The organism is Nocardia stercoris (assembly GCF_003696265.1).
Taxonomy (GTDB): Bacteria; Actinomycetota; Actinomycetes; order Mycobacteriales; family Mycobacteriaceae; genus Nocardia; species Nocardia stercoris.
Window position 1 is genome coordinate 81,252 of record NZ_RFFH01000012.1, and the last position, 24,418, is coordinate 105,669.

Below are 24,418 nucleotides of genomic sequence, written 5' to 3' on the forward strand. Positions count from 1 at the left end.
GGGGGGCTTATCCGGCGGCTGTCAGCGCCGGTTCCGATTTCGAGGATGTACATGCGAACCCTTCGCACAATGACCCTGGCTGCCGTGGCGATGGCCCTGATTCCCGGTGCGACGACCGCCGCGCACGGGGATGTCGCCGGCGCCGCCCAGATCATGCAGGGCGCGGAACAGCAGGGTCTCAGTGCCGGTTACCCCGGCGTCGCCGCGCTCGTCACCGACGGTGTCAGTGGCCAGTACACGATCGCCGGCACCGGCAACCTCGGCACGCATGCTCCGATCGATCCGACCGCGCAGTTCCGGATCGGCAGTATCACCAAGCAGTTCACCATCACGGTCGTGCTGCAGTTGGAGGCCGAGGGCAAGCTGTCGATGGACGACACCGTCGCCAAGTGGCTGCCGAACGCCATCCCGGCCTCGACCGGTTACGACGGCAGCAAGGTCACCCTGCGGGAGCTGGCCAACCAGACATCCGGCCTGCCGGACTACGCCTTCGGGTATCCGGATGTGACCGGCGCGAACGCCACCCGGGTGATGGCGCCGCAGGACCTGGTCAACTCCGCGCTGCTCACCCATCCGGGAACCGTGCAGCCGGGGGAGAACACGCCGACTACCGCCGATCCGCCGGCGCCCTATCGCTATATCAACACCGGCTACATCCTGCTGGGCATGGTGATCCAGAAGATCACCGGCAACGACCCGGGCCTGGAGATCAAGAACCGGATCATCACTGCGCTCAACCTGACCGGAACCAGTTTCCCCACCACCGATCCCAACCTGTACGGCAACTACATCCACGGGTACTACTTCACCGTCGTCGCGGGCTTCAACCTCGGGACCGTGGAAGTGTCGGTTCAGGCGCCGTCGATGCTGTGGACGGCCGGTGCGATGGTGTCCACGCTGCAGGACCTGATGACCTTCACTCAATCGCTGATCCAGGGCCGGCTGCTGCCCGCGGCGCAGATGACCGAACTCGAGACCACCGTCCCCATCGACCCCAGCGGTCAGACCACCGGCAACCGCTTCGGCCTGGGCGTCGTGCACTACCCGTTGAACTGCTCGGGCACCACGAAGTGGGTCTGGGGTATGGGCGGTGACACCCTGGGCTACAACTCCCGCTGGATGGTCAGCGAGGACGGTCACAAGTCTGTCGTCTACACGTCGAACGAGTATCACGGTACGGGGGATCTGCCCGGTGCCAACGCCCTCGTGACCGGCATCCACAGCGCGATGTGCGCGCTACCGTAATCGGGTGATCGACCTGTGGGCGCTACCGGTACCCCGCCGGTAGCGCCCACGCGCGTTCACGACGCCTGGCTCACCATCCATTCGTTCACCCGGCGTTCGGCCTCCTCGCGTGAGACGTCCTCGACCCGCGTCATCACCACCCACCGGTGCCCGAACGGGTCCATGACCAGGCCGTAGCGGTCGCCGGTCACGAAGGTCTGCGGTTCCTCGGTGCGGCGGGCGCCGTGGGCGCGGGCGGCCGCGACGACGGCGTCGGTGTCAGTGCAGTAGTGCACGATGCTGGTATGTACCCAGTCGTCGGCGGGAGCCAGCACACCGTGGTCGGGCAGCGGCATGCCGAGTTGGATGGTGGAGTCGCCGATCGCGAGTTCGGCGTGCACGGCCTGCCCGTCGGGGCCGTCGTTGCGGCTGAGCACCTTCGCGCCGAAGACCGCGGCATAGAAATCGATGGCGGCGTTGGCGTCGGGGACCGCGAGGAAACAGGTGATCGAGTGGTAGCCGTCGGGGATCGGGTTCACGGTGGATGTCATGGCTCTCACCCTGCCGAACCGCGGCGGCGGGGTCTTGGAAGAACGCGACAGTGCGGGACGGGGAAGGGGTGGCGGCGGTGACGCAGGCGGATGACCGGTCGAAAGCGGCAGCGGCACAACCGATCCGGGTGCCACCGGAGGTGGCCAAGGGGGTCCTGAACCCGGTCGAGCAGGCTCGTCACCGCACTCTGTCCCGGCTGCCGGCCGGGCCGGACGTCGAGCGGTTCGTCGACTGGTACTGGATCGTGCGCTGGGACCTGCGCGGCCGCCCGGCCTATGTCGCGGAGGTGTTGCCGTTTCCCGCAGTTCATCTCACCTTCGAGCGAAGCCACACGCGCACAGGTGGTTTCGTGACCGGCGTGGTCACCCGGAAATTCTCGCGGGAGCTGGCGGGGGAGGGCGAGACCTTCGGGGTGAAGTTCCGGCCGGGCGGATTCGGCGCGTTCACCGGCGTGGATGTCGGGGCGTTGCGCGACCGGGTGCTGCCGCTCGCCGAAATCCTGCCGGAGGCAGCGGATCTCACCGATCGGGTGCTGGCGGCGGACACCGACGTACAGCGGCGGGAGCTGGTGGAGGCCCGGCTGGCGGGACCGGCCCGGGCCGCCGCCGACGACGAGGCCTACCGTTCGGTGTTGTCCGTGGTCGCGGCGATGGCCGACGACCGGGATCTCACCCGGGTCGACCAGGTCACCGAACGGTTCGGCATCCCGATCCGTACCCTGCAGCGGCTGTTCCGCCGTTATGTCGGCGTCGGCCCGAAATGGGTGCTGCGCCGATATCGCCTGCTCGACGGCGCTCAGTTGCTGGCCGCCGGGCGGACCGCGGATCTCGCGACGCTGGCGCTGGAACTCGGTTATTTCGATCAGGCGCATTTTTCGCGGGAGTTCGCCCGCGAGATCGGTACCGCGCCGCTGGAATATGCTCGGACCGCCGAGAGCGCCGCGTCCGGTAGTGCGGGTGGCTCGGCGTCGTCGGCCCTGTGACGAAAATCCCAGGGCGGCAATATGGTTAGCGCTGTGGTGAACATCGCGCCCGGACCTGCGCCGAGGGTGAGGCAGCGGATGACCTGCGAACCCCGCGTGAAAATGCGGTGTATTTCACCACGAAGCAGTCGCCGGGAAGTTGTGATGTGTTGCAGTTTCAGATTTTTCCGGGCTGAGTGGATATATGGTCGTTCGCAGTTGCCGTCCGGCGCCGTGCGGTGTCCAGCTGCCGCGCCGGGTAACCCCTACTGCACGCTTGGAGGAGAGATGACCGCCTACCGGACTGTAGTCGTCGGTACCGATGGCTCGGACTCGTCGTATGTCGCCGTGGCGAAGGCCGCGGCTCTCGCGGCCGCCGCCGGTGCGACGCTGTACATCGCCTGCGCCTACTACCCGACCGACGACCGCGACGTCGCGGCCGCCGCCGACGTCCTCAAGGAGGACGCCTACCAGGTGCGCGGCTCCGCGCCGACCACCGACATCCTGCGCACCGCCACCGAGCGCGCGACCGCCGCGGGCGCGACCGACATCGTGGACCGGGCCATCGTCGGCGAGCCCGTCGACTCCCTGCTCGCCCTGGTCCAGGAGGTCGAAGCCGACCTGCTGGTCGTCGGTAACCGGGGTCTGAACACGCTGGCCGGCCGTCTGCTCGGCTCGGTCCCCTCCGACGTGGCCCGCAAGTCGACCTCGGACGTGCTGATCGTGCACACCGTGCGCTGATTCGTCCCGATCGCAACAGCCCCGGCGTCGTCCCCGACGCCGGGGCTGTGCTGTATCCGGAACCCGCCCGCGGCGGAGGGAACCCGTTGTGCAGCAGCGTGAATCTGCGGCGTGGCACGCGGAATCTGCGGCGTGGCACGCGGAATCTGCGGCGCGGGACGCCGAATCTGCGGCGCGGGACGCCGAATCTGCGGCGCGGGACGCCGAACCTGCGGCGTGGCACGCCGAACCTGCGGGACGCCGAACCTGCGGCGCGGCTGAGCGAACCCGGTGCGCGGCAGTCAGGACTCGCGGCTCTATGACGGCTCGCGGACGGCTCCCGCGCCCTTGGCTAGGCCCTGTCCAGTGCGCGCAGCACCGGCGGAAGCTCCCCGGAGAACACGACAGCCAGCCGCTGCGTCGCCCGGGTGAGCGCCACGTACAAGTCGTTCATCCCGCGCGGTGATTCGTCCAGCACCGACTGCGGATCGACCAGGACCACGGTGTCGAATTCCAGCCCCTTGGCGTCGCGGACGGTCAGCACCCGGACGTCGTCGGCGGCCAGATCCCGGTAGTCGTCGAGCACCGCCTGCGGCACCAGCACCGCGGTCAGGCCGGGCCGGTCGGCCTCCCGGTCGACCAGCTCCTTCACCGCCGCCGGTCCGGCACCGGGCTCGACCCGGACCGCCTCCGGCGGGAACCCCGACTCCCGCACCGACCGTGGCGCCGGTGCCAGCGGATCGAGCACCGCCAGCACATCCGCGGCCACCGCCATGATCTCGGCCGGGGTGCGGTAGTTGACGCTGAGTTCGGTGCGCTTCCAGCGGTTGGCCACATACGGTTCGAGCATCGCCTGCCACGACGAGGCGCCCGCCGGATCACCGGTCTGCGCCACATCGCCGACCACGGTCACCCAGCGGTTCGGGATCCGCCGCATCACCATGCGCCAGGCCATCTCCGAGAGCTCCTGCGCCTCGTCGACGATCACGTGCCCGTAGGTCCAGGTGCGGTCGCCCGCGGCCCGCTCGGCCGTGGTCTGCCGGGTCCGGACCTGCTGTCGTTCGGCCAGCTGCCCGGCGTCGATCAGGTCGTAGGCCATCAGGATCTCCGGATCCAGATCGTCCTCCAGATCCTGGGGTGCCGACCCGGTCAGGATGTCGAGGGCGTCCTGCGCCTCGGCCAGCTGGGCCCGCCAGCGCCGCTTGGCGCGGTCGCGTTCCTCGGAGTCGTCGACGCCGAGCAGTTCGGCCAGTTCGTCGAGCAGCGGCGCGTCCGCCGGGCTGAAGGTGCCGTCGTCCGGGCGATACAGTTCGGCCCGGTCGGCCGGCGACAGGCTGCCCGCCGCGCGGGCCAGCCGGTCCGGGTCGGCCCACAGTCCGGCCAGCACCTCCTCGGGTGTGAGGATCGGCCACAGCCGCGCGATGGCCCGCTGGATCCCGGCGTCGGCCCGCATCTCGTCGCGGATCTCGGTGAGATCGGCCTGGCTGAGCAGGTTTCGGTTGCCGGCCAGGTCCCGGCCCATCACCTGGGCGAACTGGTCGGTGAGCGCGTCGACGACCGACGCGGCGAAGATCGGCCGGGCCAGGTTGTGCGGCCGGCGCGACGAGCGGGCCCGGCCGCGCGCGCGGGTGACGATCTTGCGGTCCAGGGTCAGGTCGTAGCCGTCGAACCGCAGCGGAATCGGTTCCGGCGGCACCTGCTGCCAGTCGCGTACCCCGCTCTTGAGCACGTCGAGGATGCTCAGCGCGCCCTTGATCTCGCCGGCGCGCAGCGAATCGGTGCGGGTCGCGCGCACGCCCGGATACAGGTCGCCGATGGTCGACAGCAGCACCCCGGTCTCACCCAGCGACGGCAGCACCTGCCCGATGTAGTCGAGGAACGTGCTGTTCGGGCCGATGATCAGCACACCGGCCTTGTCCAGCTGCTGGCGGTAGGTGTACAGCAGGTAGGCGGCGCGGTGCAACGCCACCGCGGTCTTTCCGGTTCCCGGCCCGCCCTGCACCACCAGCACGCTCTTGTGGTCCGAGCGGATGATCGCGTCCTGCTCGCTCTGGATCGTCTCCACGATGTCGCTCATGTGGCCGGTGCGGGCGGCGTTCAGCGCGGTCAGCAGGGCGCTCTCGCTGCCCACGCCGCCGTCGTCGGTGACCGCGCCGGCCGCCCGGGCGGCGTCCAGGTCGAGGTATTCGTCGGTGACCGCGGTGACGGCCCGGTTCCGGGACCGGATGTGTCGGCGGCGGGTCACGCCGTCGGGCGCGGCTGTGGTGGCGAGATAGAACGGCCGGGCCAGCGGCGCCCGCCAGTCCAGCAGCAGCGTGGCGTAGTCGTCGTCCTCGTCGAGAATGCCCAGGCGCCCGATGTAGCGGTGCGGTTCGCTGCCGTCGCCGTCGGCCGTGTCGGCCAGATCGATCCGGCCGAAACACAGGCCGTGTTCGGCGGCGTCGTATTTGGCCAGGTCCTCGTGGTACAGCGTGGTGAACGACTCGCGTTCGCTGCGTGCCTGCGGTGTGCCGCCGGTCTCCAGCAGCACTGTGCGCAGCCGGTGCTGCGCATAGCTGCGCATCTCGTCCAGACGCTGGTACAGCCGGGTCAGATGCTGCTGCTCACGACCGATTTCGGTGGCGTCCTCGGTACGGGCGCGGTCCTCGGTCAGGCGGTCGGGCAAAACTGGCTCCTTGTCACACGGCGGCACAGAAAGAACAGGGTTGTCGAGTCTAGTGCGACACCGTCGGCTCCGCCGGGCCCACGGGCTTGTCGGCCCGGATCACCGTCGTGTAGTGCTCGACCACGGGGAAGGGCTCGTAGAAGTGATGTAACAGCGCCTTCCATCGCAGGTATTCCGGCGAACCGCGAAATCCCTCGGTGTGGTCGGCGAGGGTATCCCATTCCACGAGCAGCAGGTATCCGCCCGGCCGTTCGACACACCGCGACAGTGTCAGCGACCCGAACCCGGGCATCGCGGCGATGATGTGGCGGGCCTGCTCGAACGCGTGCTCGAACTCCGCGGTCAGCTCGGGACGGACGGGGAGCAGCGCGTGCTCGAGAATCATGTGCGGGCGGTCTTTCAGGAAGCGTGGGTCGTATCCGATCGTCGTCCGCGCGTGGCACTTTCGCGGCGACCAGCCGGTTTCGCACGGTACATCGCTTCGTCGGCGTCGTGCAGTACGGCGGCGGGGCTGCGCCGGTCGCCGCGGATCAGCGGGGTGGCGCCGATCGAGGCGTTCACGTGGATGCGGTGCCCGCGCGCGATGATCGGCTCGGCCATGGTCTGGCGCAGCCGGGAGATCAGTGCGTCCACGTCGGCGGGGGTCTCCGGGCCGCTGAGCAACACCAGGAACTCGTCGCCGCCGATCCGCCCGACCACGTCGTCCTCGCGCAGCCCGCGCTCGAGCCGCTGTGCCACGATCTGCAGCACGGTGTCGCCGATCGCGTGCCCGAGGGTGTCGTTGATCTGTTTGAAGCCGTCGAGGTCGATGAACAGCACGGTGAAGACCGACTGGTCCTCGCTGCTGAGCGCCGCCGACAGCCGCGACAGCACCAGCGCCCGGTTGGCCAGCCCGGTGAGCGGGTCGTGGGTGGCCTGGAACTCCAGTTGGGTGCGGCTGGCCCGGTATTCGGTGATGTCGATGAACGACGACACGGCCGGTGACTGCGGGTCGCCGGGGGTGAGCAATCGGCTGGTGCCGGTGAGCCAGCGGCGCTGCCCGTCGGGCCGGTCGATGCCGAAGACGTAGCGGGAGTAGGTTTCTCCGGTGGCGAGGGTGCGTGCCACCGGATGCCGCGACACCGGCACCGGGTAGCCGTTGGCGTCGAGCAGGCCGATCGGGACGTCGAAGATCGACATGCCCATCAGCGTCTCGTTGAGGCTGGTGCGGCCGAAGATCCGGCTGGCCGCCGCGTTGGCCGACTGGATGATGCCGCGCCGGTCGAAGACGACCACCGCCTCCTCGAGCTGCGACACCACCGAGGTGAAGTACTGCTCGGCCTGCCGCTGGGCGGCCTGGGCAGTCCGCAGCGCGGTCAGGTCGTGCACGATGATCTCGTAGGCCGGGCTGTCGCCCCAGCGGGTACGCACCACGACTACTTCGACGTCGACGGTGCGGTAGTCGAGCCGCTGCATGGTGACGCCGATCGGCCCGCAGCTGTCGCCGGGTTCGGCCAGGCCGGCGATGCCCTCGGCCAGCTCGGGGACCGAGCCCAGGTCGAGGTAGCTGACCAGGGGTGTGCCGATCAGGCTGTGCCCCGCCTGGCCGCCCGCGAGGCGGAGCATGGCCGGGTTGGCGTAGGCGATCAGGCCGTTGACGTGGACGGCGACGCCGTCGGGATGGTGGTCCAGCAGCGTGGCGTAGCGGTCCTCCGGCCGGTGGCGCTCGCGGGTGGGATGGTCGGCGAGGGTGGCCGCGTACTCGCCGAATGCGGTCGAATGGTCGCCGAGTCCGGCGGAATGGTCGCCGCGACCGGGGAAGCGGTCGCCGAGGCGGGCGGGGCGGTCGCCGGGTGCGGCAGGGCGTCCGTCGAGCGGGGTGGGGTCGGTCCGTGTGCCGGGTGTGTCGTCAACCACTGCTACCCCCTTGCTCACGTCGGTCGGTCCTGGCGTCTGGGTGCGCTGGGCAGAACTAGCCGTGCAGAACAACTCGTGTGGCGAAGAACTCGATCGTGGGTCACCGGGCCGGCGATCGTGTCTCACAATCATAGGCCGCCATACCGACAGGTAGCGGGCGCACTTTCGTTTCCGCAGGTGAGCGGCACTGCCGGTCGTCGCTACCGGCTCGGAACGCCCGATCCGGTGCCATACCGTCCGGCCGGTTCTTCGGGTGCGGACCGGGATCGGCGGCGTCCCGGCGGCAAGGTCCGGGGCCGCCCGGGCGGGGTGGTCCACCGTCGTCGCCGGAACTTGTCGGTGGGTGTGCCTAGCATGGCGTCGGGGGTTTCCATCGTGGCGGACGGTCATGCGGGGGACGGGACACAGGGAAAGGACGGCTGGTGGCGGATCGCCTCACGGTGCGCGGAGCGCGGGAGCACAACCTGAAGGGAGTGGATCTCGACCTACCCCGCGACAGCCTCATCGTGTTCACCGGGCTGTCCGGCTCGGGTAAATCGAGCCTGGCCTTCGACACGATCTTCGCCGAGGGCCAGCGCCGCTACGTCGAGTCGCTGTCGGCCTACGCGCGCCAGTTCCTCGGGCAGATGGACAAGCCCGACGTCGACTTCATCGAGGGGCTGTCCCCGGCGGTCTCCATCGACCAGAAGTCCACCAACCGCAACCCGCGCTCGACGGTCGGCACCATCACCGAGGTCTACGACTATCTGCGGCTGCTGTACGCGCGCGCCGGCACACCGCACTGCCCGGTCTGTGGTCACCTGATCGAGAAGCAGACCCCGCAGCAGATCGTCGACCAGGTCCTGGAGATGCCCGAGGGCACCAAGTTCCAGGTGCTCGCGCCGGTGGTGCGCACCCGCAAGGGCGAATTCGTCGACCTGTTCGACCAGCTGAACTCGCAGGGCTATGCCCGCGTCCGGGTCGACGGCGTGGTCCACCCGCTCACCGACCCGCCGAAGCTCAAGAAGCAGGAGAAGCACGACATCGAGGTGGTCGTCGACCGACTCACCGCCAAGCCGAGTGCCAAACAGCGCCTGACGGATTCGATCGAGACCGCACTGCGGCTGGCCGACGGCATCGTCGTTCTCGACTTCGTCGACCGCGACGAGCACGCGCACGACCGCGAGCGCCGTTTCTCCGAGAAGCTCGCCTGCCCCAACGGCCACCCGCTCGACATCGAAGATCTCGAGCCGCGCTCGTTCTCGTTCAACTCGCCCTACGGCGCCTGCCCGGACTGCACCGGCCTCGGTATCCGCAAGGAGGTCGACGTCGACCTGGTGGTGCCCGATCCGGAACTCAGCCTGAACGACGGTGCCATCGCACCCTGGTCGCGCGGGCAGACCGCCGAGTACTTCACCCGGTTGCTGTCGGGATTGGCCGACGCCCTGGGCTTCTCGATGGACACACCGTGGAATCGCCTGCCCGCCAAGGCTCGTACCGCGGTGCTGGAGGGCAGCTCCGAGCAGGTGCACGTCTCCTACACCAACCGCTACGGCCGCAAGCGTTCCTACTACGCCGATTTCGAGGGCGTGATGCCGTTCCTGCAGCGGCGCATGGAGAACACCGAATCCGAGCAGATGAAGGAGCATTACGACGGCTATATGCGCGACGTACCGTGCCCGGTCTGTCAGGGCGCCCGGCTGCGGCCCGAAATCCTCGCCGTCACACTGCCTTCGGCGGGCGGGCACCGCTCGATCGCCGAGATCAGCGACCTGTCCATCCGCGACTGCGCCGACTTCCTGAACGGCCTGCGGCTGGGAGAGCGTGAGGCCGCGATCGCCGCCCAGGTACTCAAGGAGATCCAGGCCCGGCTCGGCTTCCTGCTCGACGTCGGCCTGGAATACCTCACGCTGTCGCGCGCCGCGGCCACGCTGTCCGGTGGTGAGGCGCAACGCATCCGGCTGGCCACCCAGATCGGTTCCGGGCTGGTCGGCGTGCTGTACGTGCTCGACGAGCCGTCCATCGGCCTGCACCAGCGCGACAACCGTCGCCTGATCGAAACCCTCACGCGGCTACGGGATCTCGGCAATACCCTGATCGTGGTCGAACACGACGAGGACACCATCCACGCCAGCGACTGGGTGGTCGACATCGGCCCGCTGGCCGGCGAGCACGGCGGCCACGTCGTCTACAGCGGCCCGTACCCGGGTCTGCTGCAGGACCGCCGCTCGCTCACCGGCGCCTACCTGTCGGGCCGGGAGCGGATCGAGGTCCCGCTGGTCCGTCGCCCGGTGGACCGCAAGCGCCGCCTCACCGTGGTCGGGGCCACCGAGCACAATCTGCGCGGCATCGACGTCGCGTTCCCGCTCGGCGTGCTGACCGCGGTCACCGGCGTCTCGGGTTCCGGCAAGTCGACCCTGGTCAACGACATCCTGGCCACGGTCCTGGCGAACAAGCTCAACGGCGCCCGGCAGGTGCCCGGCCGGCACACCCGGATCAACGGCCTGGATCAGCTCGACAAGCTGGTGCAGGTGGACCAGTCGCCGATCGGCCGCACCCCGCGGTCGAATCCGGCCACCTACACTGGCGTCTTCGACAAGATCCGGACCCTGTTCGCCGCCACCACCGAGGCGAAGGTCCGCGGCTACCAGCCGGGGCGGTTCTCGTTCAACGTCAAGGGCGGCCGCTGCGAGGCGTGCTCGGGTGACGGCACGCTGAAGATCGAGATGAACTTCCTGCCCGACGTGTACGTCCCGTGCGAGGTCTGCCACGGCGCGCGCTACAACCGGGAAACACTCGAGGTGCACTACAAGGGCAAGACCATCGCCGAGGTGCTGGACATGCCGATCGAGGAGGCGGCCGAGTTCTTCGAGCCGGTCACCTCGATCCACCGCTATCTCAAGACCCTCGTCGACGTGGGCCTGGGCTATGTGCGGCTGGGCCAGAGCGCGCCGACCCTGTCCGGCGGTGAGGCGCAGCGCGTGAAGTTGGCCGCCGAACTGCAGAAACGCTCGACCGGCCGCACGATCTACATCCTCGACGAACCCACCACCGGCCTGCACTTCGAGGACATCCGCAAGCTGCTCGCTGTGATCAACGGCCTGGTGGACAAGGGCAATTCGGTCGTCGTGATCGAGCACAACCTGGATGTCATCAAGACCGCCGACTGGGTGATCGACATGGGTCCGGAAGGTGGTTCGGGCGGCGGCACGGTGGTGGCCGAGGGCACCCCGGAGGACGTCGCCGCGGTGTCCGGCAGCTACACCGGTCAGTTCCTCAGCGCGGTGCTGGACGCGCCGCCGGCCTCCGAACCGGCTGCGACGCAGCGGGATTCGGCGCCGGCGCCGCGCAAGGCGGTGAAGAAGGCCGCGACCGCGAAGAAGACGGTCGCCAAGGCGGCCGAAGCGGATCCGAAACGGGCGGCCGCTGCCCGGCGCAAGGCCGCCGCGCTGCGCTGACCACCGGGGCCGTCGGGCGCTGAATCACCGAGCCGGGGTCAGCCCCACCCGTCGTCGCTGCCGCGGCGGCGGGCCCGGTGGCGACGTTCGAAGAACAGCTTGTCCAGGTGCAGTGGCTGCGATTCCTCGGCGAGGGCGGTGAGCTGGTCGCGCATCGGGTGCTCGCGCAGGTGCCACTGCAGCGTGGCCCGCCGCTCCGGCGGCAGCGTGTGCCAGGTGGCGGCGACCCGGATCTGTGCCTCGGGGGAGGCCGCGGCCAGCAGCCACAGCAGCGCGGGCCACTGATCGGTTTCGGTGGCTCGCGCCGGCACCACGGTCAGGGTCGAATCCGGCAGTGTCGCAATCTGTTCCACCACCTTGACCCCGAGTTCGGTACCGAGCGCGGGGATCAGGGCGAACAGGCCGCGCCAGGCACCGGCCGGGGTGTCGGCGTCGAGCGTGCCGATGATGGCCGGGATCGTCGGCGGCTCGGCGAACACCGGGTTCTCCCCGAAGACGGCGAGCGCGCGGGCGGACATGTGCCCGGCCAGGATCAGCAGGTCGTGGATCGCGCCACCGCGCAGCCCGGAGCCGACGAGATGTCCTATGGCGGGCGGTGATCCGACCTCGACCAGGACGTCGCACACCGGCTCCACAACGTCGGCGGCACAGCGCGACAGCATCGACAGGGTCGCGAGCTGCAGTTCCCGGGTGCCGGTGAGCACCGTGTGCACCATGCGCGGGATCCGGTACGGCGAACTGGTCAGCAGGTGCCGCATGACGGTGCTCACGCTCTGCGCCGAATAGGCGTAGGCGGCCGAATAGATCAGGCCCTGGTCGTCGGCGACGCCCTCTTCGATGGCGCTGATCAGGGCCGGCGTCGCGTAGTCGAGCAGCGGCCCGGCCGTGACGTAGTCGCGGCGGCGCAGAAGTTCGTTGACCACCCGGACGACCGGTCCCGGTGGGGCGACGTCGGCGAGGCGCCCGACGGTCCGCGGGTCGAGGTAGGGCGCGCAGTCGGCGGCGTAGCGGGTGTCGAGGATCGCGATCGCCTCGGCGGCGCGCACCGGGTGCTCTGATCCGACGGCACCGGCCACCCGGCCGGTGAGCGCGGGCGGCACATTGCGCTGGACGATCGGCATCACCAGGGAGAGCGGCACTCTCGGGACGGCCCGGCTCACTCGGGCGTAGGTTTCGCCGTGCTGCGCGTAGAGGGCGGCCGCGATGCGCTGCTGCAGTTCGTGCAGCGGCGCGGCGCCGAGGCGTTCCAGGTGCGCGAGTCGTTCGGGGGCCACGTTCAAGGTTCGGGCCAGTAGCACCAGCTGGGCCCGGGTCACCAGATCGGTCATCGGGTTACGTTGTCCCCGAACATGATCCGTCGGCCGAGGCCGCGCAGCGGGCGCGGCACCGCGTGCCCGATGCGGTCCAGGGCCGCCGCCAGTCCCGCCCGCTCCTGTTCCTGGACGGTGCGGAACAGGTGCAGCAACTCGGCGATCTCCGTCTCGGTGAGGAGGTCGAGCGCCGCCACCGGCCCGTGCAGCTCGCGCTCGAATTCGCTTCTGGCGGTCATCGTCTCCTCGGTCAAGCCCGCATCGGCCACACACTGGCCGGTGTTCCGTCGCATCCTAACGGTGTAGGTCTGCCGACGGTGTTACCCGAATCCCGATGTGGCACACCCGAGGAGGGCGGGACGGGTGGTGCCGGTCAGTAGACGGGGCCGGTGTACTTCTCGCCGGGGCCCTGACCGGGGGCGTCCGGGTAGGCGGAGACCTCGCGGAAGGCGCGCTGCAGCGACTGCAGGCCGTCGCGCAACGGTCCGGCGTGCGGTCCGAGGTATTCCACGGACGCGGTGATCAGTCCGGCGAGCGCGGTGATGACGCGGCGGGCCTCGTCGAGGTCCAGCTGGGGGCTGGCGGCCGGGTCCGGGTCGGCCAGGCCGAGCTTCTCGGCGGCCGAGCTCATCAGCATCACGGCGGCCCGGCTGATCACCTCGATGGCGGGGACGTCGGCAAGCTCGCGCACGTTCTCTTCGGTCACGGCCCCAGCTTCGCACCGTCCGGGCCGGTCGCGGGTGCGGGGGGCCGCGATTGGGAGCTTGTGGCTATCAGGTGTTAAGCTATCCGGCGACGACCGCCCCGGAAACTGTCCGGGGCCATAAGTGGAGCCCGCTCCCACCGTCGGCCGGCCGGAGGTCAGGTTGCACGGTCCGGTCATCCGCCCGAATGGTATGGGTGGAACTCGTCCCGGTCCTGTCCGGGTGAGCCGAGGCGTGTTTGCGCATGCGTCGTGACCGGTCGACATCGGGCCCCGTGGCGATCGAGCATCGCACCGGGGCTTTCGTGTTGGATTACGGGGTTGCAGTTATGCGGTCGTTGGACGACACCGCTTGACCTAGGAGGCCCCATCAGCACTGAGACCCGCATCAACGATCGCATCCGCGTGCCCGAGGTTCGACTCATCGGACCTGGCGGCGAGCAGGTTGGGATCGTGCGTGTTGAAGATGCACTGCGCGTCGCCCAGGAGGCCGACCTCGACCTGGTCGAGGTCGCACCGGACGCGCGTCCGCCGGTCTGCAAGATCATGGACTACGGCAAGTTCAAGTACGAGACCGCGCAGAAGGCGCGCGAGTCCCGGAAGAACCAGGTCCAGACCGTGATCAAGGAGCAGAAGCTCCGGCCGAAGATCGACGACCACGACTACGAGACCAAGAAGGGCCACGTCCTGCGGTTCCTGCAGGCGGGCTCGAAGGTCAAGGTCACGATCATGTTCCGTGGTCGTGAGCAGTCGCGTCCGGAACTGGGTTTCCGGCTGCTGCAGCGGCTGGCGTCCGATGTGGCCGAGTTCGGCTTCGTCGAGACCTCGGCCAAGCAGGACGGCCGGAACATGACCATGGTCCTCGCGCCCCACAAGGGCGCGAAGACGCGGGCGAAGGCCCAGCAGCCGCAGGAAGCCCCGCAGCGGGCACCGCAGGCTGCGGCCTCCACCGCTCCGGCCCAGCCGGAGGCGGCGGCCGAAGCGGCCACGCCGCAGTAATTCGATATCGCCGGTGGCGCGCTGACGCGCGCCTTCGGCACGACCAAAGTTGAGGAAATCATGCCGAAGATGAAGAGCCACAGCGGCGCCTCGAAGCGATTCAAGGTGACCGGCAGCGGCAAGCTGCGGCGCGAGAAGGCGAACCGCCGCCACCTGCTCGAGTACAAGTCGTCTCGCCGCACTCGTCGCCTCGAGGGCACCACGGACGTGGCCGCCGTCGACGTGCCTCGCGTCAAGAAGCTGCTCGGTCTCTGAGCTGCACGGCCTCCGGGCTTCCCCAACCGCTTCCGGGCGCGGATCACGCGCCCGCTACATCAACCAAGGACTGACCAGTGGCACGCGTCAAAAGGGCCGTCAACGCGCAGAAGAAGCGCCGTACCGTTCTCGAGGCCTCCAAGGGCTACCGCGGGCAGCGCTCGCGGCTGTACCGCAAGGCCAAGGAACAGCAGCTGCACTCGCTCACCTACGCCTACCGGGACCGCCGGGCGCGCAAGGGTGACTTCCGTCAGCTGTGGATCACCCGCATCAACGCGGCGGCCCGCGCGAACGACATCACCTACAACCGCTTCATCCAGGGCCTGAAGGCCGCTGGTGTCGAGGTGGACCGCAAGATCCTCGCCGAGCTCGCGGTTTCCGACGCCGAGGCGTTCGCCGGCCTGGTGGCGGTGGCCAAGGCCGCCCTGCCCGCCGACGTGAACGCGCCGGCCGCCTAATTGGCGCAGCAGTTTTCCGGACGACCCGCGGATCGCGGTTCGGACGGCGACCGGTCGAATCCGGTGCTGTCCGAACACAATCCGCGGGTCGTTTCGGCTGTGAAGCTCCATCGCGGCGCGGCTCGCAAGCGTTCGGGCCTGTTCCTGGCCGAGGGCGCCAATTCGGTGGCGGCGGCGCTGGATACCGGCCGGATCGAGGAGCTGTTCTACTCCGAGCGGGCCGCCGGGCGCGAGCACGAGCTGGTCGCGAGTGCCGCGGCGCAGGGCGTGCGCACGTCTCTGGTGTCCGAGCGGACCGCCGCGCAGCTGGGGGAGACGGTCACTCCGCCCGGGCTGGTGGCCGTGTGCCGGTCGGTGGATGTGCCGCTGGGTGAGATCCTGTCCGGGCGGCCGCGCATGCTCGCCGTTCCGGTGGAGATGTCGGACCCGGGTAATGCCGGCACCTTGATCCGGGTGGCGGACGCGGTCGGCGCCCAGGGTGTGGTGCTGGCCGGTGATTCGGTCGATCCGCACAACGGCAAATGTGTCCGGTCCAGCGCCGGGAGCCTGTTCCACGTGCCGATCGCGCGCGACCGCGATACCGCGGCGGTGCTCGCCGCGTTGCGTGCTGCCGGGATCACCGTGCTGGCGACGACGGCGCGCGGTGAGGTCGACCTCGACGACGCCGACGAGATCCTGCGCGGGACGGGCGGTTCGACCGGGATCGCGTGGCTGTTCGGCAACGAGGCACACGGTCTGGATCCGGCGGTCGCGGCCGCGGCGGATCATCGGATCCGGATCCCGATCCACGGGCGTGCCGAAAGTCTCAACCTCGCGGCCGCGGCCGCCATCTGCCTGTATGCCGCCACAAAACAACAGCGGTCATAGCTGGTAATTGGCCAGCTCCCATTTAAGCTCCTAGGCCCCGATGTTCTAATGGTCGAATGGCCGGGCTGATGCAGCACAATCTGCGCGTTCATCACACGACCACCGACCGGCTCGCCGGGCGGGCGGCGGGCTGGATGTTGGTAGCTGGTGGTTCGCTGACCCTGCTGCTCTTGGTTACCATGGACTTCGGGCTGGCCGGAGGAGCGGGCCGTACCGGACCCCTGGCGCTGGCCTCCCGGGGCGGGCCGCTGGTCTTCGGCTCGGCGGGGGTGTCGATGGTGCTGGGTGCCGCGCTGGCCGTCGCCGGACCGCGAGTCCCGCGCTGGTTCCTCTACCTACTCCCCGCGGCCATGTGCGTGCTGATCACCCTGCCGTCGCTGTATGCGGGCGAGACCACGCCCACCGGTCAGGTGCTGCTGATCTGGCCGGTCCTCTACGCCGGCTATCTCCTGCCCGAAGCGGTCGCCTACACCACGGCCGTCCTGGCCATGGCCCTGTTCGGCTTCGCCACCCTGCGCTCCTGGGGTGCCGCGTCGGTGGCCGTGTTCGTCGAGGTCGAGGCGACGTTGCTGCTCAGCTGCGTCCTGACGGTGGCCGTGCGGCGGCGGGTGAACCGCCTGCTCACCGCGCTGCGCACGCAGGCGAAGACCGACTCCCTGACCGGGCTGGCGAACCGCCGCGCGCTGATCTCCCGGCTCGACACGGCGATCGAGGCCTACGAGCGCGACCGTTCCCCGCTGGCCCTGTGCTTTCTCGACATCGATCACTTCAAGCAGATCAACGATCTGCACGGCCACGCGGCCGGTGACGACACGCTGCAGCGCCTGGCCGAACTGCTCCGCGGCCGGATGCGCCCCGGCAATCTGGTCGCCCGGACCGGGGGTGAGGAGTTCGCCGCGGTCTTGTGCGCGACAACGCTGGCGGAAGCGACCCGGCGCGCCGAGCGGCTGCGGTCCGTGATCGAGCGGACCTCCCGGACCTGGCCGGTCCCGCTGACGGTGAGTATCGGGGTGGCCGCGCTCCCGGACAGCGGTGATCTCGACGCGGACGGCCTGCTGTCGGCGGCCGACGGGGCCATGTACGCGGCCAAGACCTCGGGCCGCAACGCGGTGCGGGTGGCGGCCGAGCGGGTGCCGGGCGTGGCGCTGGCCGCGGGTAGCTAGTGCTGTCGCGTCAGCAGACGCTGTCGTTCTCGAAGCTGTCCATCAGTTCCTGGGCCCAGTCGGTGGGCAGCGCGCCGGCGCCCACCACCTGCATGGCGGCCAGGACGGCCAGCAGCATGCCGGAGGCCATGAAGCGGCGAGCCTGGTTCGCGTCGGCGCCGGTGAGCTCGCGGACCAGGCGGTAGATCTCGCCGAAGCGTTCCCGGACGGCGTCGCCGATCGCCGGGTCGGAGCTGGCGGTGAAGCCGTGCAGGAACATGAGCAGCACTTCGCGCTCGTCCAGCAGCACCTTGAAGGCCTCGCCGAGGATGCGGAGCGCTTCGTCGGGCTCGGTGTCGGGCGGGATGTCGGCGTGGGCGGCCCGGAACACCTCCTCCATCCGGGTGCAGGACTGGGTGGAGGCGGCGATGAACAGCTGCTGTTTGCTGCCGAAGAGCCGGATCACGTACGGCTGGGAGACGCCGGCGCGACGCGCGATGTCGTCGGTTTTCGTTGCGGCGTAACCGGTTTCGGCGAACTCGTGAATCGCGGCGCAGACCACCTGGGTGATGCGCTCCTGCGCGGTGAGCCGGGTGCGCGTCGTGGTCATCGGATCCTCCTCGCCGGTCCGTGGATTCGGGGACCGTATCTGTTGACATGTTATCAGCGAATGCATACTCTCTGAGATACCAAGTTATCAGTCGATAACAACAAAAGGACTTTCGCCATGAGCGCCACACTCGAACCTCCGTCCACCGTTCCCGTCCTCGACGCGCCGGCCGATGCGGCTCCGACGCGACAGCGCCCGCTCGGCCTGGTCATCGCGGCCGTCGGCATCCCGACCTTCATGGTCACGCTCGACAATCTCGTCGTCACCAACGCGCTACCCGTCATCAAGACCCAGCTCCATGCCTCGCTCACCGACCTGGCCTGGTTCGTCAACGCCTACACCCTGGCCTTCGCCTCCCTGCTGCTCACCATGTCGTCGCTGGGCGACCGGTTCGGTCGCCGGCGCGTGTTCCTGGCCGGGATCACCCTGTTCACCCTCGCGTCGGCCGCCTGCGCGCTGGCCACCGGGCCCGCCGAGCTCATCGCCGCCCGCGCGGTGCAGGGAGCGGGCGCGGCCGCGGTCATGCCCCTGTCGCTGACCCTGCTGTCGGCGGCGGTACCGGAGAAGATGCGCAGCGCCGCCATCGGCATCTGGGGTGGCATCTCCGGCCTCGGCGTCGCGGTCGGCCCGGTCGTCGGTGGTGCCGTCGTCCAAGGCTTGAACTGGCACTGGATCTTCTGGCTGAACGTGCCGATCGGCCTGCTGGTGGTGCCGTTCGCCGCCGCCGTGCTGAGCGAATCGTTCGGTGGCGCGAAGCGTCTCGACCTCGTCGGCCTGGTCCTCTCGGCGACCGGAGTACTGAGCCTGGTGTACGGCGTCGTGCACGGCGCCGGTGACGGCTGGACCTCGCGGACGGTGCTGTCGACGCTGATCGCGGGTGGCGTGCTGCTGGCGCTGTTCATCGGCTGGGAACTGCGCACCGATCACCCGATGCTCCCGCTGCGGCTGTTCTCCTCGCGCTCCTTCAGCGCGGTGAACCTGGTGACCTTCACCTTCTCGGTCGGCACCTTCGGCGCGATCTTCCTGCTGGCCCAGTACTTCCAGGTCGTCGAGCACTACACCCCGCTGGGCTCGGGCATCGCGACCCTGCCCTGGACGCTCGCGCCGATGTTCGTGGCGCCGGTCGCGGGCCTGGTCGTCGACCGGGTCGGGCCCCGCGTGCTGATCGGTGCCGGTCAGGCCCTGATCGCGATCGCCCTGGCCTGGATGGCCGCGGTCACCCATGTCTCCACCGACTACCTCGCCATCGCACCGGCCTTCGTGCTCGGCGGCGTCGGCATGGGCCTGACCTTCGCCCCCATCTCCAGTGTGGTCATGGACTCGGCGAGCAGCGCCGACCAGGGCATCGCGTCCGGTACCAGCAACACCATCCGTGAGGTCGGTGTGGCGATGGGTGTGGCGGTTCTGGCTTCCGTATTCGCCTCGTACGGTGCGTACTTCACCGGTGCCACGTATGTGGCGGGCCTGGTTCCGGCCGTTCGCACCGGCGCGGTGATCGTCGCCGTCGGTGCGGTCGTGGCGCTGCTGCTGCCGGGCCGCAAGGCGCGGGCCTAGCGAGAAATCCACGAACGCACCCCCGGGCCGACCCGGGGGTGCGTTCGCGTGTGCGGCGCGCAGGCCGAGTGTCGTCAGCCGTCGCCGAATCGGGCGGTGACGGTCTCGCTCATCAGATGGGCCGGGAAGCCCGGGCCCAGGGTGGCCCGCAAGTCACCCGCGCGCAGCGGCTCGCGGCAGTGGGCGCAGACCACTTCGGCGTGGGTGTCGTGGTCACAGCTGGTGTGGTGCAACGTGATCGGGGGACCCTCGGGGCCGGTGAGCCAGCGGTCGCCCCACGCCATCATCGCGGCCACGACACCGAAGAAGTCGCGGCCCTTGGCGGTGAGGCGGTACTCGTAGCGGACCGGACGCTGCTGGTAGGGGACGCGTTCGAGCATCTGCTCGTCGACCAGACGGCCCAGCCGCTGGGTCAGGACGTTGCGGCTCAGGCCGAGCGTGCGTTCGAAGTCGTCGAATCTGGTTGTGCCGTAATAGGCCTCGCGAAGTACCAGCGGGGTCCACCAATCGCCGATCAGGTCGACGGTGCGGGCCACCGAACACGGCCAACGGGAGAACGAGGTCCGCTTCACGACGCCACGACCGTTGCGGCCCCGTCACGTTCCGGATCGCAGACCTCCAGCCGGGCCGGGACGAACTTGTGCCAGGGGGTGCCCACCCATTCGTCGCGGTGGTCGTAGGAGGTGAGCTCGTTGGGCGCCACCCCGGCGGCCGGACCGCCGTCGGAATCGGTGAGCCCCAACCCGTTCGGCAGCGACAGGTGGCCCGGCCGCATCCGGTCGGTGGGTTCGACCCGCACCTGCGCGCTGCCGCGCTGCGTGGTCAGCCGCACGGTGTCGCCCGCGCTCACGCCCAGCTCGTCGGCGTCGGCGCGGCTGATGTGCAGGGCACCGCTCGCGTCCCGGGTCCGCCAGCCGTCGTCGCGCATGATCGTGTTGGCGGTGAAGGCGCGGCGCTCACCGGCGGCCAGCACGAACGGCCATGCGGTGGTATCGGTTTCGGGTTCGGGCAGGTTCGCCAATTGCGCGAGCAGCTCGGGCAGCGCCAGGTGGATCGTGCCCCCGCGCACCCGCTCCCACGACGCGTCGTGCTCGTCGTCGGTGATCACGATGCCATGCGCACCGCTCAGGATCGCCTCGAACAGTGCCTCGCCGGCCTCGAAACCGGTACCGTATCCGGCCTTTTCGACGCCGGCCGGGTACTTTCGCACACAGTTGTGCGCCGCGGCCCACAGCACGGCCGCCGCGGCCGCGTCGCCGGGCAGCGTCGGTCCCAGGGTCCGATAAAGCAGCACCGGCGCCAGTTTCGCCTTCGCCGGGTCGGCCACCACCCCGAGGAAGGCGAAGGCGAACGCCTGCCGCCCCTGTTCCAGGGCCGCGCGCAGCGGCGCGTAGTCGTCCTCGCCGAGCAGCCCGGCCGCCTCCACCAGCCGGGCGTGGATCTCCGGTTCGGGCAGCACTCCGGCCGGCGCCGGCACCACCGGGTGGCGCAGGTGGAAGATGTTGCGAGGGAACTCGAGATTGAAGAACGTGGCCTCGTACTTCTCGAATTGGGTGGGCGCGGGCAGCACGTAGTCGGCCAGCCGGGCCGTCTCGGTCATCGCCACATCGATCACCACGACCAGGTCGAGCGCGGCCAGGGCCGCGCGCATCCGGTGCGAATCCGCCAGCGAGTGAGCGGGATTCGCGGTCTCGATCAGCATCGCCCGGTAGCGGGCGGGATGATCGGTGAGGATCTCCTCGCTGATCACGTTGCACGGCACCAGCCCGCTCACGATCCGCGCGCCCGCGACCGGGCTGCGCGGACCGGTGTCGGCGGGGTGGCCGCGGTCGTGCCCGAGCGGTACCAGGCCCGAGAACGCGTACTGCGAACCGGGTTCCGCGAAATGGCCGGTGAGCAGCCACAACATCGAGCCGACATAGCTGACCAGGGTCGAGTGCCGGTTCATCTGCACGCCGAGGTCTTCGAGCACCGACACCGAGGCGGCCCGGGCGATCCGGTGCGTGGCCGCGGTGACCAGCTCGAGGTCGACATCGGCTGTGGCGCAGTACTTCTCGATCGGGACGGCACGCAGTACGTCGAGCACCTCGGCGAGGCCGTCGGTGTGGGCGGCGAGCCAGTCCGCCGCGATCAGGTTGTCGCGCACCAGAATCGCCGCCATCGCGGCAAGTAGATAGACGTCGGTACCCGGCCGCAGTTGCAGATGGAAGTCGGCCAGTTCGGCGGTCTCGGTACGGACCGGGTCGATCACCACGATCGAACGCCGCGGATCGCGGCCCATCTGCTTGAGAATCGTGCGGGCGCGCGGAAAGCCGTGCGACTGATACGGATTCTTGCCGATGAACACCGCGACCTCGGCATGCTCGACCTCCGCGCGCACGGGCGTGCCCAGCATGCGGGCCGACACCCAGAACGCGCCGGTCTTCTCCTGCGCCAGCGCCGAGGAGCGGTAGCGGACACCGTAGGTGGCCAGCGTCGCCGGGGCGTAGGCGCCGCCGAGATGGTTCCCCTGGCCGCCGCCCCCGTAGTAGAACAGTGTCTCCCGGCCGTACCGGTCACCGATCTCGGTCAGGCGGGCGGAGATCTCGCCGATCGCGGTGTCCCAGTCGATCTCCTCGAACGTGCCGTCGGGTCGCCGCCGCAGCGGCGCGGTGAGCCGGCCGGTGCGGCCGTTCTGGTAGTGGTCCAGCCGCAGCGCCTTGTTGCAGGTGTAGCCGGCGGAGGTGGGGTGCAGCTTGTCGCCGCGGATCTTGTCGAAGCTGCGGCCGTCGGCGCCGAGCTGGATCTGGATGCCGCAGTTGCACTCGCAGAGAATGCACGCCGAGGGCTGCCACTGTTCGGTCATAGGGGCAGCGTACGCGAGTAAGTTCACTTGCGATACTGACTCGGGTAAGTCTGTCGCTCCCCGGAAATCGGACATATCTCGGTAGCCTGGCCAGGCCATGGTCCGCACCTTCGCCCGTGTCGTCCTGACCGCCACCGCGGTGGCGGGCACGCTGCTGGCCGGATTGGCGATCATCTTCCCGGTCGGGGTGCCGGCCGATCGCTCGACGGCCGCGACCCGCACGGTGGTGGTGTTCGCGCTACCGCAGTCCACGGCGGTCGGCATCAGTGTCGCGCTCGGGGCGGCGCTCGTGCTGGCCAACCTGCGGCGGGCATTGATCTCGTGGGGGTCGGCGCTCGCCGGGGCCGCGATCATGTTGGCCAATCACACCGTCTTCGTGGCCGGAACGCTCGGCACCTCGCTCACGAGCCTGAATTACCTGGACTCGACCGCGGGCGGCCTGCTGCTGGCCGGGGTGACGATCGGAATGCGGCCCGGACGAGCGCAATTCGCGGGCTGGGTGGTCGGCGCGATCGGCGCGATCTGGGCCGGTGGCACGCCACCGGGGACACATTTCGTCGGCCCGAGCCCCACCTCGCGACTCGTGGACTGGGCCGGTGGTGAGTCGCCGCCGCGCAGCCTGATGGTGCTGACTATCGTGCTGATCCTGGTCTGCGCCTGGTTCGACCGGCTCCGCGCCGATCTGACCCCGCCGACCTACGAGCTGCCGGTGGCGCCGCTGCTGGCCGGTGTGGCGATCGTGACCCAGGCGACGACGGTGCCCGACTGGCTGACCCGGCACAGCCACTCGGACCTGGCGATCGCGCTCGCGGTCCTCGCCGAGATACTCGCGATATCGATTGCGGCCCTGCTCCTTCCGGGCCGCGACGGCTGCCTGGTACTGGTCGTGGGTGCCATGTCGGCGTGTGCCTACGCGGTGCAGGCACCGCTGGCGGAGGGCGTGGTGGCCGTCGGTCTCGCCGCGCTGGCGGCCGCGGCGGTGCTGCTGGCCCTGCGCCGGCAGAACCCGAACCTGGCGATGGGTCTGGGCCTGGCCGTGGCCGTGTTCAGCGCGCTCACCTACAGCGCGTCGCCGGAGAACCGGTTGCACGCCATCCTCCTGGGTGTGGCGATGTCCGTGGCCGGCGGCTACGCCTTCGGCTCCTGCCGGGTGACGTTCCGGCCGGTTCGCGTCATCGCCCTCGCGGTCATGTACCTGCCATCGGTGACCAGCGGCCTGCGCGCGGGCCGGCAGCCGGTCTTCGGCCCGAACGACCTGAACCCGGACCGGGGGTCCATCACCGGTGCGCCCCCGGCCGGATCGGCCGCGCCCGCCATCGCCGGTCTGGCGATCGCGCTCGGCTGCACTGTCGTCCTGCTGCTCCTGCAGCGGCTGCGCCCGGTGACCCAGCCGACCGCTACCACCACCCCGGTCGTCGCCGACGAGTGAATACCCGCGGCCACCCACCGCGGTCGGTATCGGCGCGCACCTGCGCCGAGGTCCGTCGGAAAGCAGAGAACGGTCGGCTACTGCCTGGAGTCGGCAAGAATTATTTCGGCGCTGAGCGCGGGTCCGGCGCGGTGTCGCGGCCGAGAACCCAGGAGAACAGCAGGATCAGGTCCGCCCGGTCCTGTGCGGTCGGCGCGGTATCCGGGTGGGCGAGCAGCGGGAGCCGCAGCCCGTCCAGTGCCGAGCCCAGCACGGCGGCCGCCGAGAGCGGTTGGGCCACACCGAATTCCGTGAGCATCGCGGCCAGCGCGTCGCGGGTGCCCGCGGACCAGGCGGCGGCGACCGCGGCCAGTTCCGGCTGCCGGGCTACCTCCAGGTAGAGGGTGAACACCGACATGATGCGGCCGCCGGGCGCGGTGAGTTCGTGCAGCCAGGCGTCGGCCAGCTGGGTGGGGGTGACGGTGGCGGGGTCGAGGACGGTCCGCAGGCGGTCGAGGATGTCGTGGGTGGCGGCGATGTCGCGGCGGGCGGCCTCGGTGCAGGTCGCCAGGACCAGGTCGGCGCGGGTGGGGAAGTGGTAGGTGATCGAGGCCAGCGAGACGTGGGCGGCCGCGGCGAGCGCGCGGGTGGTGAGGGCGGGCAGGCCGTCGCGCTGCACCAGTTCGACGGCGGCGTCGAGCACGAGGGCGTAGCGCTGCTGTCCGCGGATGCGGCGGCCGTCGGTCTCGGTGCTGGTCATGATCGGGTCCTCACCGCGTCCATTGTGCCCGAGGCCGGGTCGCGGAGAAAAC

Annotated in this window: 22 protein-coding genes; 11 read left to right on the plus strand and 11 right to left on the minus strand. The window is 69.8% G+C overall.

Annotation, left to right across the window (positions count from 1 at the left end):
* Positions 1 to 69 precede the first annotated feature (69 nt).
* On the plus strand, positions 70 to 1,245 hold the full coding sequence (locus EBN03_RS24005; protein ID WP_158675727.1) for a serine hydrolase domain-containing protein: 1,176 nt from the start codon (positions 70 to 72) through the stop codon (positions 1,243 to 1,245).
* A 56-nt stretch (positions 1,246 to 1,301) separates the two neighbouring features.
* Here the strand turns inward: EBN03_RS24005 and EBN03_RS24010 are convergent, their stop codons facing one another.
* A complete protein-coding gene (locus EBN03_RS24010; protein ID WP_122190379.1) occupies positions 1,302 to 1,775 on the minus strand; it encodes a VOC family protein in 474 nt (157 codons plus the stop codon).
* Between the two features lie 77 nt (positions 1,776 to 1,852).
* Here EBN03_RS24010 and EBN03_RS24015 point away from each other — a divergent pair, with 77 nt between their 5' ends.
* Positions 1,853 to 2,758: an AraC family transcriptional regulator gene (locus EBN03_RS24015; RefSeq protein WP_233608589.1), complete on the plus strand. Its 906-nt coding sequence runs from the start codon at positions 1,853 to 1,855 to the stop codon at positions 2,756 to 2,758.
* A gap of 267 nt (positions 2,759 to 3,025) precedes the next feature.
* Entirely contained in the window at positions 3,026 to 3,478 is a 453-nt protein-coding gene (locus EBN03_RS24020; protein ID WP_122190381.1) for a universal stress protein, read from the plus strand.
* Between the two features lie 331 nt (positions 3,479 to 3,809).
* Here the strand turns inward: EBN03_RS24020 and EBN03_RS24025 are convergent, their stop codons facing one another.
* Genes EBN03_RS24025 through EBN03_RS24035 form a run of 3 tightly spaced genes read right to left on the minus strand, consistent with a single transcriptional unit; the run spans position 3,810 to position 8,018 of the window.
* Positions 3,810 to 6,122, minus strand: a complete 2,313-nt coding sequence (locus EBN03_RS24025) for a HelD family protein (RefSeq protein WP_122190482.1) — start codon at positions 6,120 to 6,122, stop codon at positions 3,810 to 3,812.
* A 49-nt stretch (positions 6,123 to 6,171) separates the two neighbouring features.
* Positions 6,172 to 6,507: an antibiotic biosynthesis monooxygenase family protein gene (locus EBN03_RS24030; protein ID WP_122190382.1), complete on the minus strand. Its 336-nt coding sequence runs from the start codon at positions 6,505 to 6,507 to the stop codon at positions 6,172 to 6,174.
* A 14-nt stretch (positions 6,508 to 6,521) separates the two neighbouring features.
* Positions 6,522 to 8,018 carry a sensor domain-containing protein gene (locus EBN03_RS24035; protein WP_233608590.1) on the minus strand — a complete coding sequence of 499 codons (1,497 nt, stop codon included), beginning with the start codon at positions 8,016 to 8,018 and terminating at the stop codon, positions 6,522 to 6,524.
* Positions 8,019 to 8,440: 422 nt separating this feature from the next.
* Here EBN03_RS24035 and uvrA point away from each other — a divergent pair, with 422 nt between their 5' ends.
* A complete protein-coding gene (gene uvrA, locus EBN03_RS24040; RefSeq protein ID WP_122190384.1) occupies positions 8,441 to 11,455 on the plus strand; it encodes an excinuclease ABC subunit UvrA in 3,015 nt (1,004 codons plus the stop codon).
* A 38-nt stretch (positions 11,456 to 11,493) separates the two neighbouring features.
* Here the strand turns inward: uvrA and EBN03_RS24045 are convergent, their stop codons facing one another.
* The 3 genes from EBN03_RS24045 to EBN03_RS24055 all read right to left on the minus strand — a co-directional run bounded on the left by EBN03_RS24045 (position 11,494) and on the right by EBN03_RS24055 (position 13,471).
* Positions 11,494 to 12,783, minus strand: coding sequence for a hypothetical protein (locus EBN03_RS24045; RefSeq protein ID WP_122190385.1), 1,290 nt, complete (start codon positions 12,781 to 12,783; stop codon positions 11,494 to 11,496).
* On the minus strand, positions 12,780 to 13,058 hold the full coding sequence (locus EBN03_RS24050) for a hypothetical protein (protein WP_122190386.1): 279 nt from the start codon (positions 13,056 to 13,058) through the stop codon (positions 12,780 to 12,782). The genes EBN03_RS24045 and EBN03_RS24050 overlap by 4 nt, the downstream gene beginning before the upstream one ends.
* An 80-nt stretch (positions 13,059 to 13,138) precedes the next feature.
* The gene (locus tag EBN03_RS24055) at positions 13,139 to 13,471 is read right to left on the minus strand and encodes a DUF1844 domain-containing protein (RefSeq protein ID WP_122190387.1); all 333 of its coding nucleotides are present in this window, start codon (positions 13,469 to 13,471) and stop codon (positions 13,139 to 13,141) included.
* Between the two features lie 318 nt (positions 13,472 to 13,789).
* On the opposite strand from EBN03_RS24055, the gene infC reads away from it, so the two are divergent.
* The 5 genes from infC (at position 13,790) to EBN03_RS24080 (ending at position 17,210) form a co-directional block, all read left to right on the plus strand.
* Positions 13,790 to 14,467: a translation initiation factor IF-3 gene (infC, locus tag EBN03_RS24060; protein ID WP_122190388.1), complete on the plus strand. Its 678-nt coding sequence runs from the start codon at positions 13,790 to 13,792 to the stop codon at positions 14,465 to 14,467.
* A gap of 60 nt (positions 14,468 to 14,527) precedes the next feature.
* The gene (rpmI, locus tag EBN03_RS24065) at positions 14,528 to 14,722 is read left to right on the plus strand and encodes a 50S ribosomal protein L35 (RefSeq protein WP_122190389.1); all 195 of its coding nucleotides are present in this window, start codon (positions 14,528 to 14,530) and stop codon (positions 14,720 to 14,722) included.
* Positions 14,723 to 14,799: 77 nt separating this feature from the next.
* Positions 14,800 to 15,180, plus strand: coding sequence for a 50S ribosomal protein L20 (gene rplT / locus EBN03_RS24070; RefSeq protein ID WP_122190390.1), 381 nt, complete (start codon positions 14,800 to 14,802; stop codon positions 15,178 to 15,180).
* 63 nt (positions 15,181 to 15,243) lie between these two features.
* The gene (locus EBN03_RS24075) at positions 15,244 to 16,047 is read left to right on the plus strand and encodes a TrmH family RNA methyltransferase (protein ID WP_122190483.1); all 804 of its coding nucleotides are present in this window, start codon (positions 15,244 to 15,246) and stop codon (positions 16,045 to 16,047) included.
* Positions 16,048 to 16,103: 56 nt separating this feature from the next.
* On the plus strand, positions 16,104 to 17,210 hold the full coding sequence (locus EBN03_RS24080) for a GGDEF domain-containing protein (RefSeq protein ID WP_122190391.1): 1,107 nt from the start codon (positions 16,104 to 16,106) through the stop codon (positions 17,208 to 17,210).
* A 10-nt stretch (positions 17,211 to 17,220) separates the two neighbouring features.
* Here the strand turns inward: EBN03_RS24080 and EBN03_RS24085 are convergent, their stop codons facing one another.
* On the minus strand, positions 17,221 to 17,799 hold the full coding sequence (locus tag EBN03_RS24085) for a TetR/AcrR family transcriptional regulator (protein ID WP_122190392.1): 579 nt from the start codon (positions 17,797 to 17,799) through the stop codon (positions 17,221 to 17,223).
* Between the two features lie 117 nt (positions 17,800 to 17,916).
* On the opposite strand from EBN03_RS24085, the gene EBN03_RS24090 reads away from it, so the two are divergent.
* Positions 17,917 to 19,353 carry a DHA2 family efflux MFS transporter permease subunit gene (locus EBN03_RS24090; RefSeq protein WP_122190393.1) on the plus strand — a complete coding sequence of 479 codons (1,437 nt, stop codon included), beginning with the start codon at positions 17,917 to 17,919 and terminating at the stop codon, positions 19,351 to 19,353.
* Positions 19,354 to 19,427: 74 nt separating this feature from the next.
* Here EBN03_RS24090 and EBN03_RS24095 read toward each other — a convergent pair whose 3' ends face one another.
* Complete coding sequence (locus EBN03_RS24095) at positions 19,428 to 19,925, minus strand: winged helix-turn-helix transcriptional regulator (protein ID WP_122190394.1); 498 nt, start codon at positions 19,923 to 19,925, stop codon at positions 19,428 to 19,430.
* Positions 19,922 to 22,198 carry a molybdopterin-dependent oxidoreductase gene (locus EBN03_RS24100; protein WP_122190395.1) on the minus strand — a complete coding sequence of 759 codons (2,277 nt, stop codon included), beginning with the start codon at positions 22,196 to 22,198 and terminating at the stop codon, positions 19,922 to 19,924. Before EBN03_RS24100 ends, EBN03_RS24095 begins: the two co-directional genes overlap by 4 nt.
* Before the next feature lie 97 nt (positions 22,199 to 22,295).
* Here EBN03_RS24100 and EBN03_RS24105 point away from each other — a divergent pair, with 97 nt between their 5' ends.
* Complete coding sequence (locus EBN03_RS24105; protein WP_122190396.1) at positions 22,296 to 23,627, plus strand: hypothetical protein; 1,332 nt, start codon at positions 22,296 to 22,298, stop codon at positions 23,625 to 23,627.
* Between the two features lie 100 nt (positions 23,628 to 23,727).
* On the opposite strand, the gene EBN03_RS24110 is transcribed toward EBN03_RS24105, so the two are convergent.
* Positions 23,728 to 24,366, minus strand: coding sequence for a TetR/AcrR family transcriptional regulator (locus EBN03_RS24110; RefSeq protein ID WP_122190397.1), 639 nt, complete (start codon positions 24,364 to 24,366; stop codon positions 23,728 to 23,730).
* Positions 24,367 to 24,418: the final 52 nt, after the last annotated feature.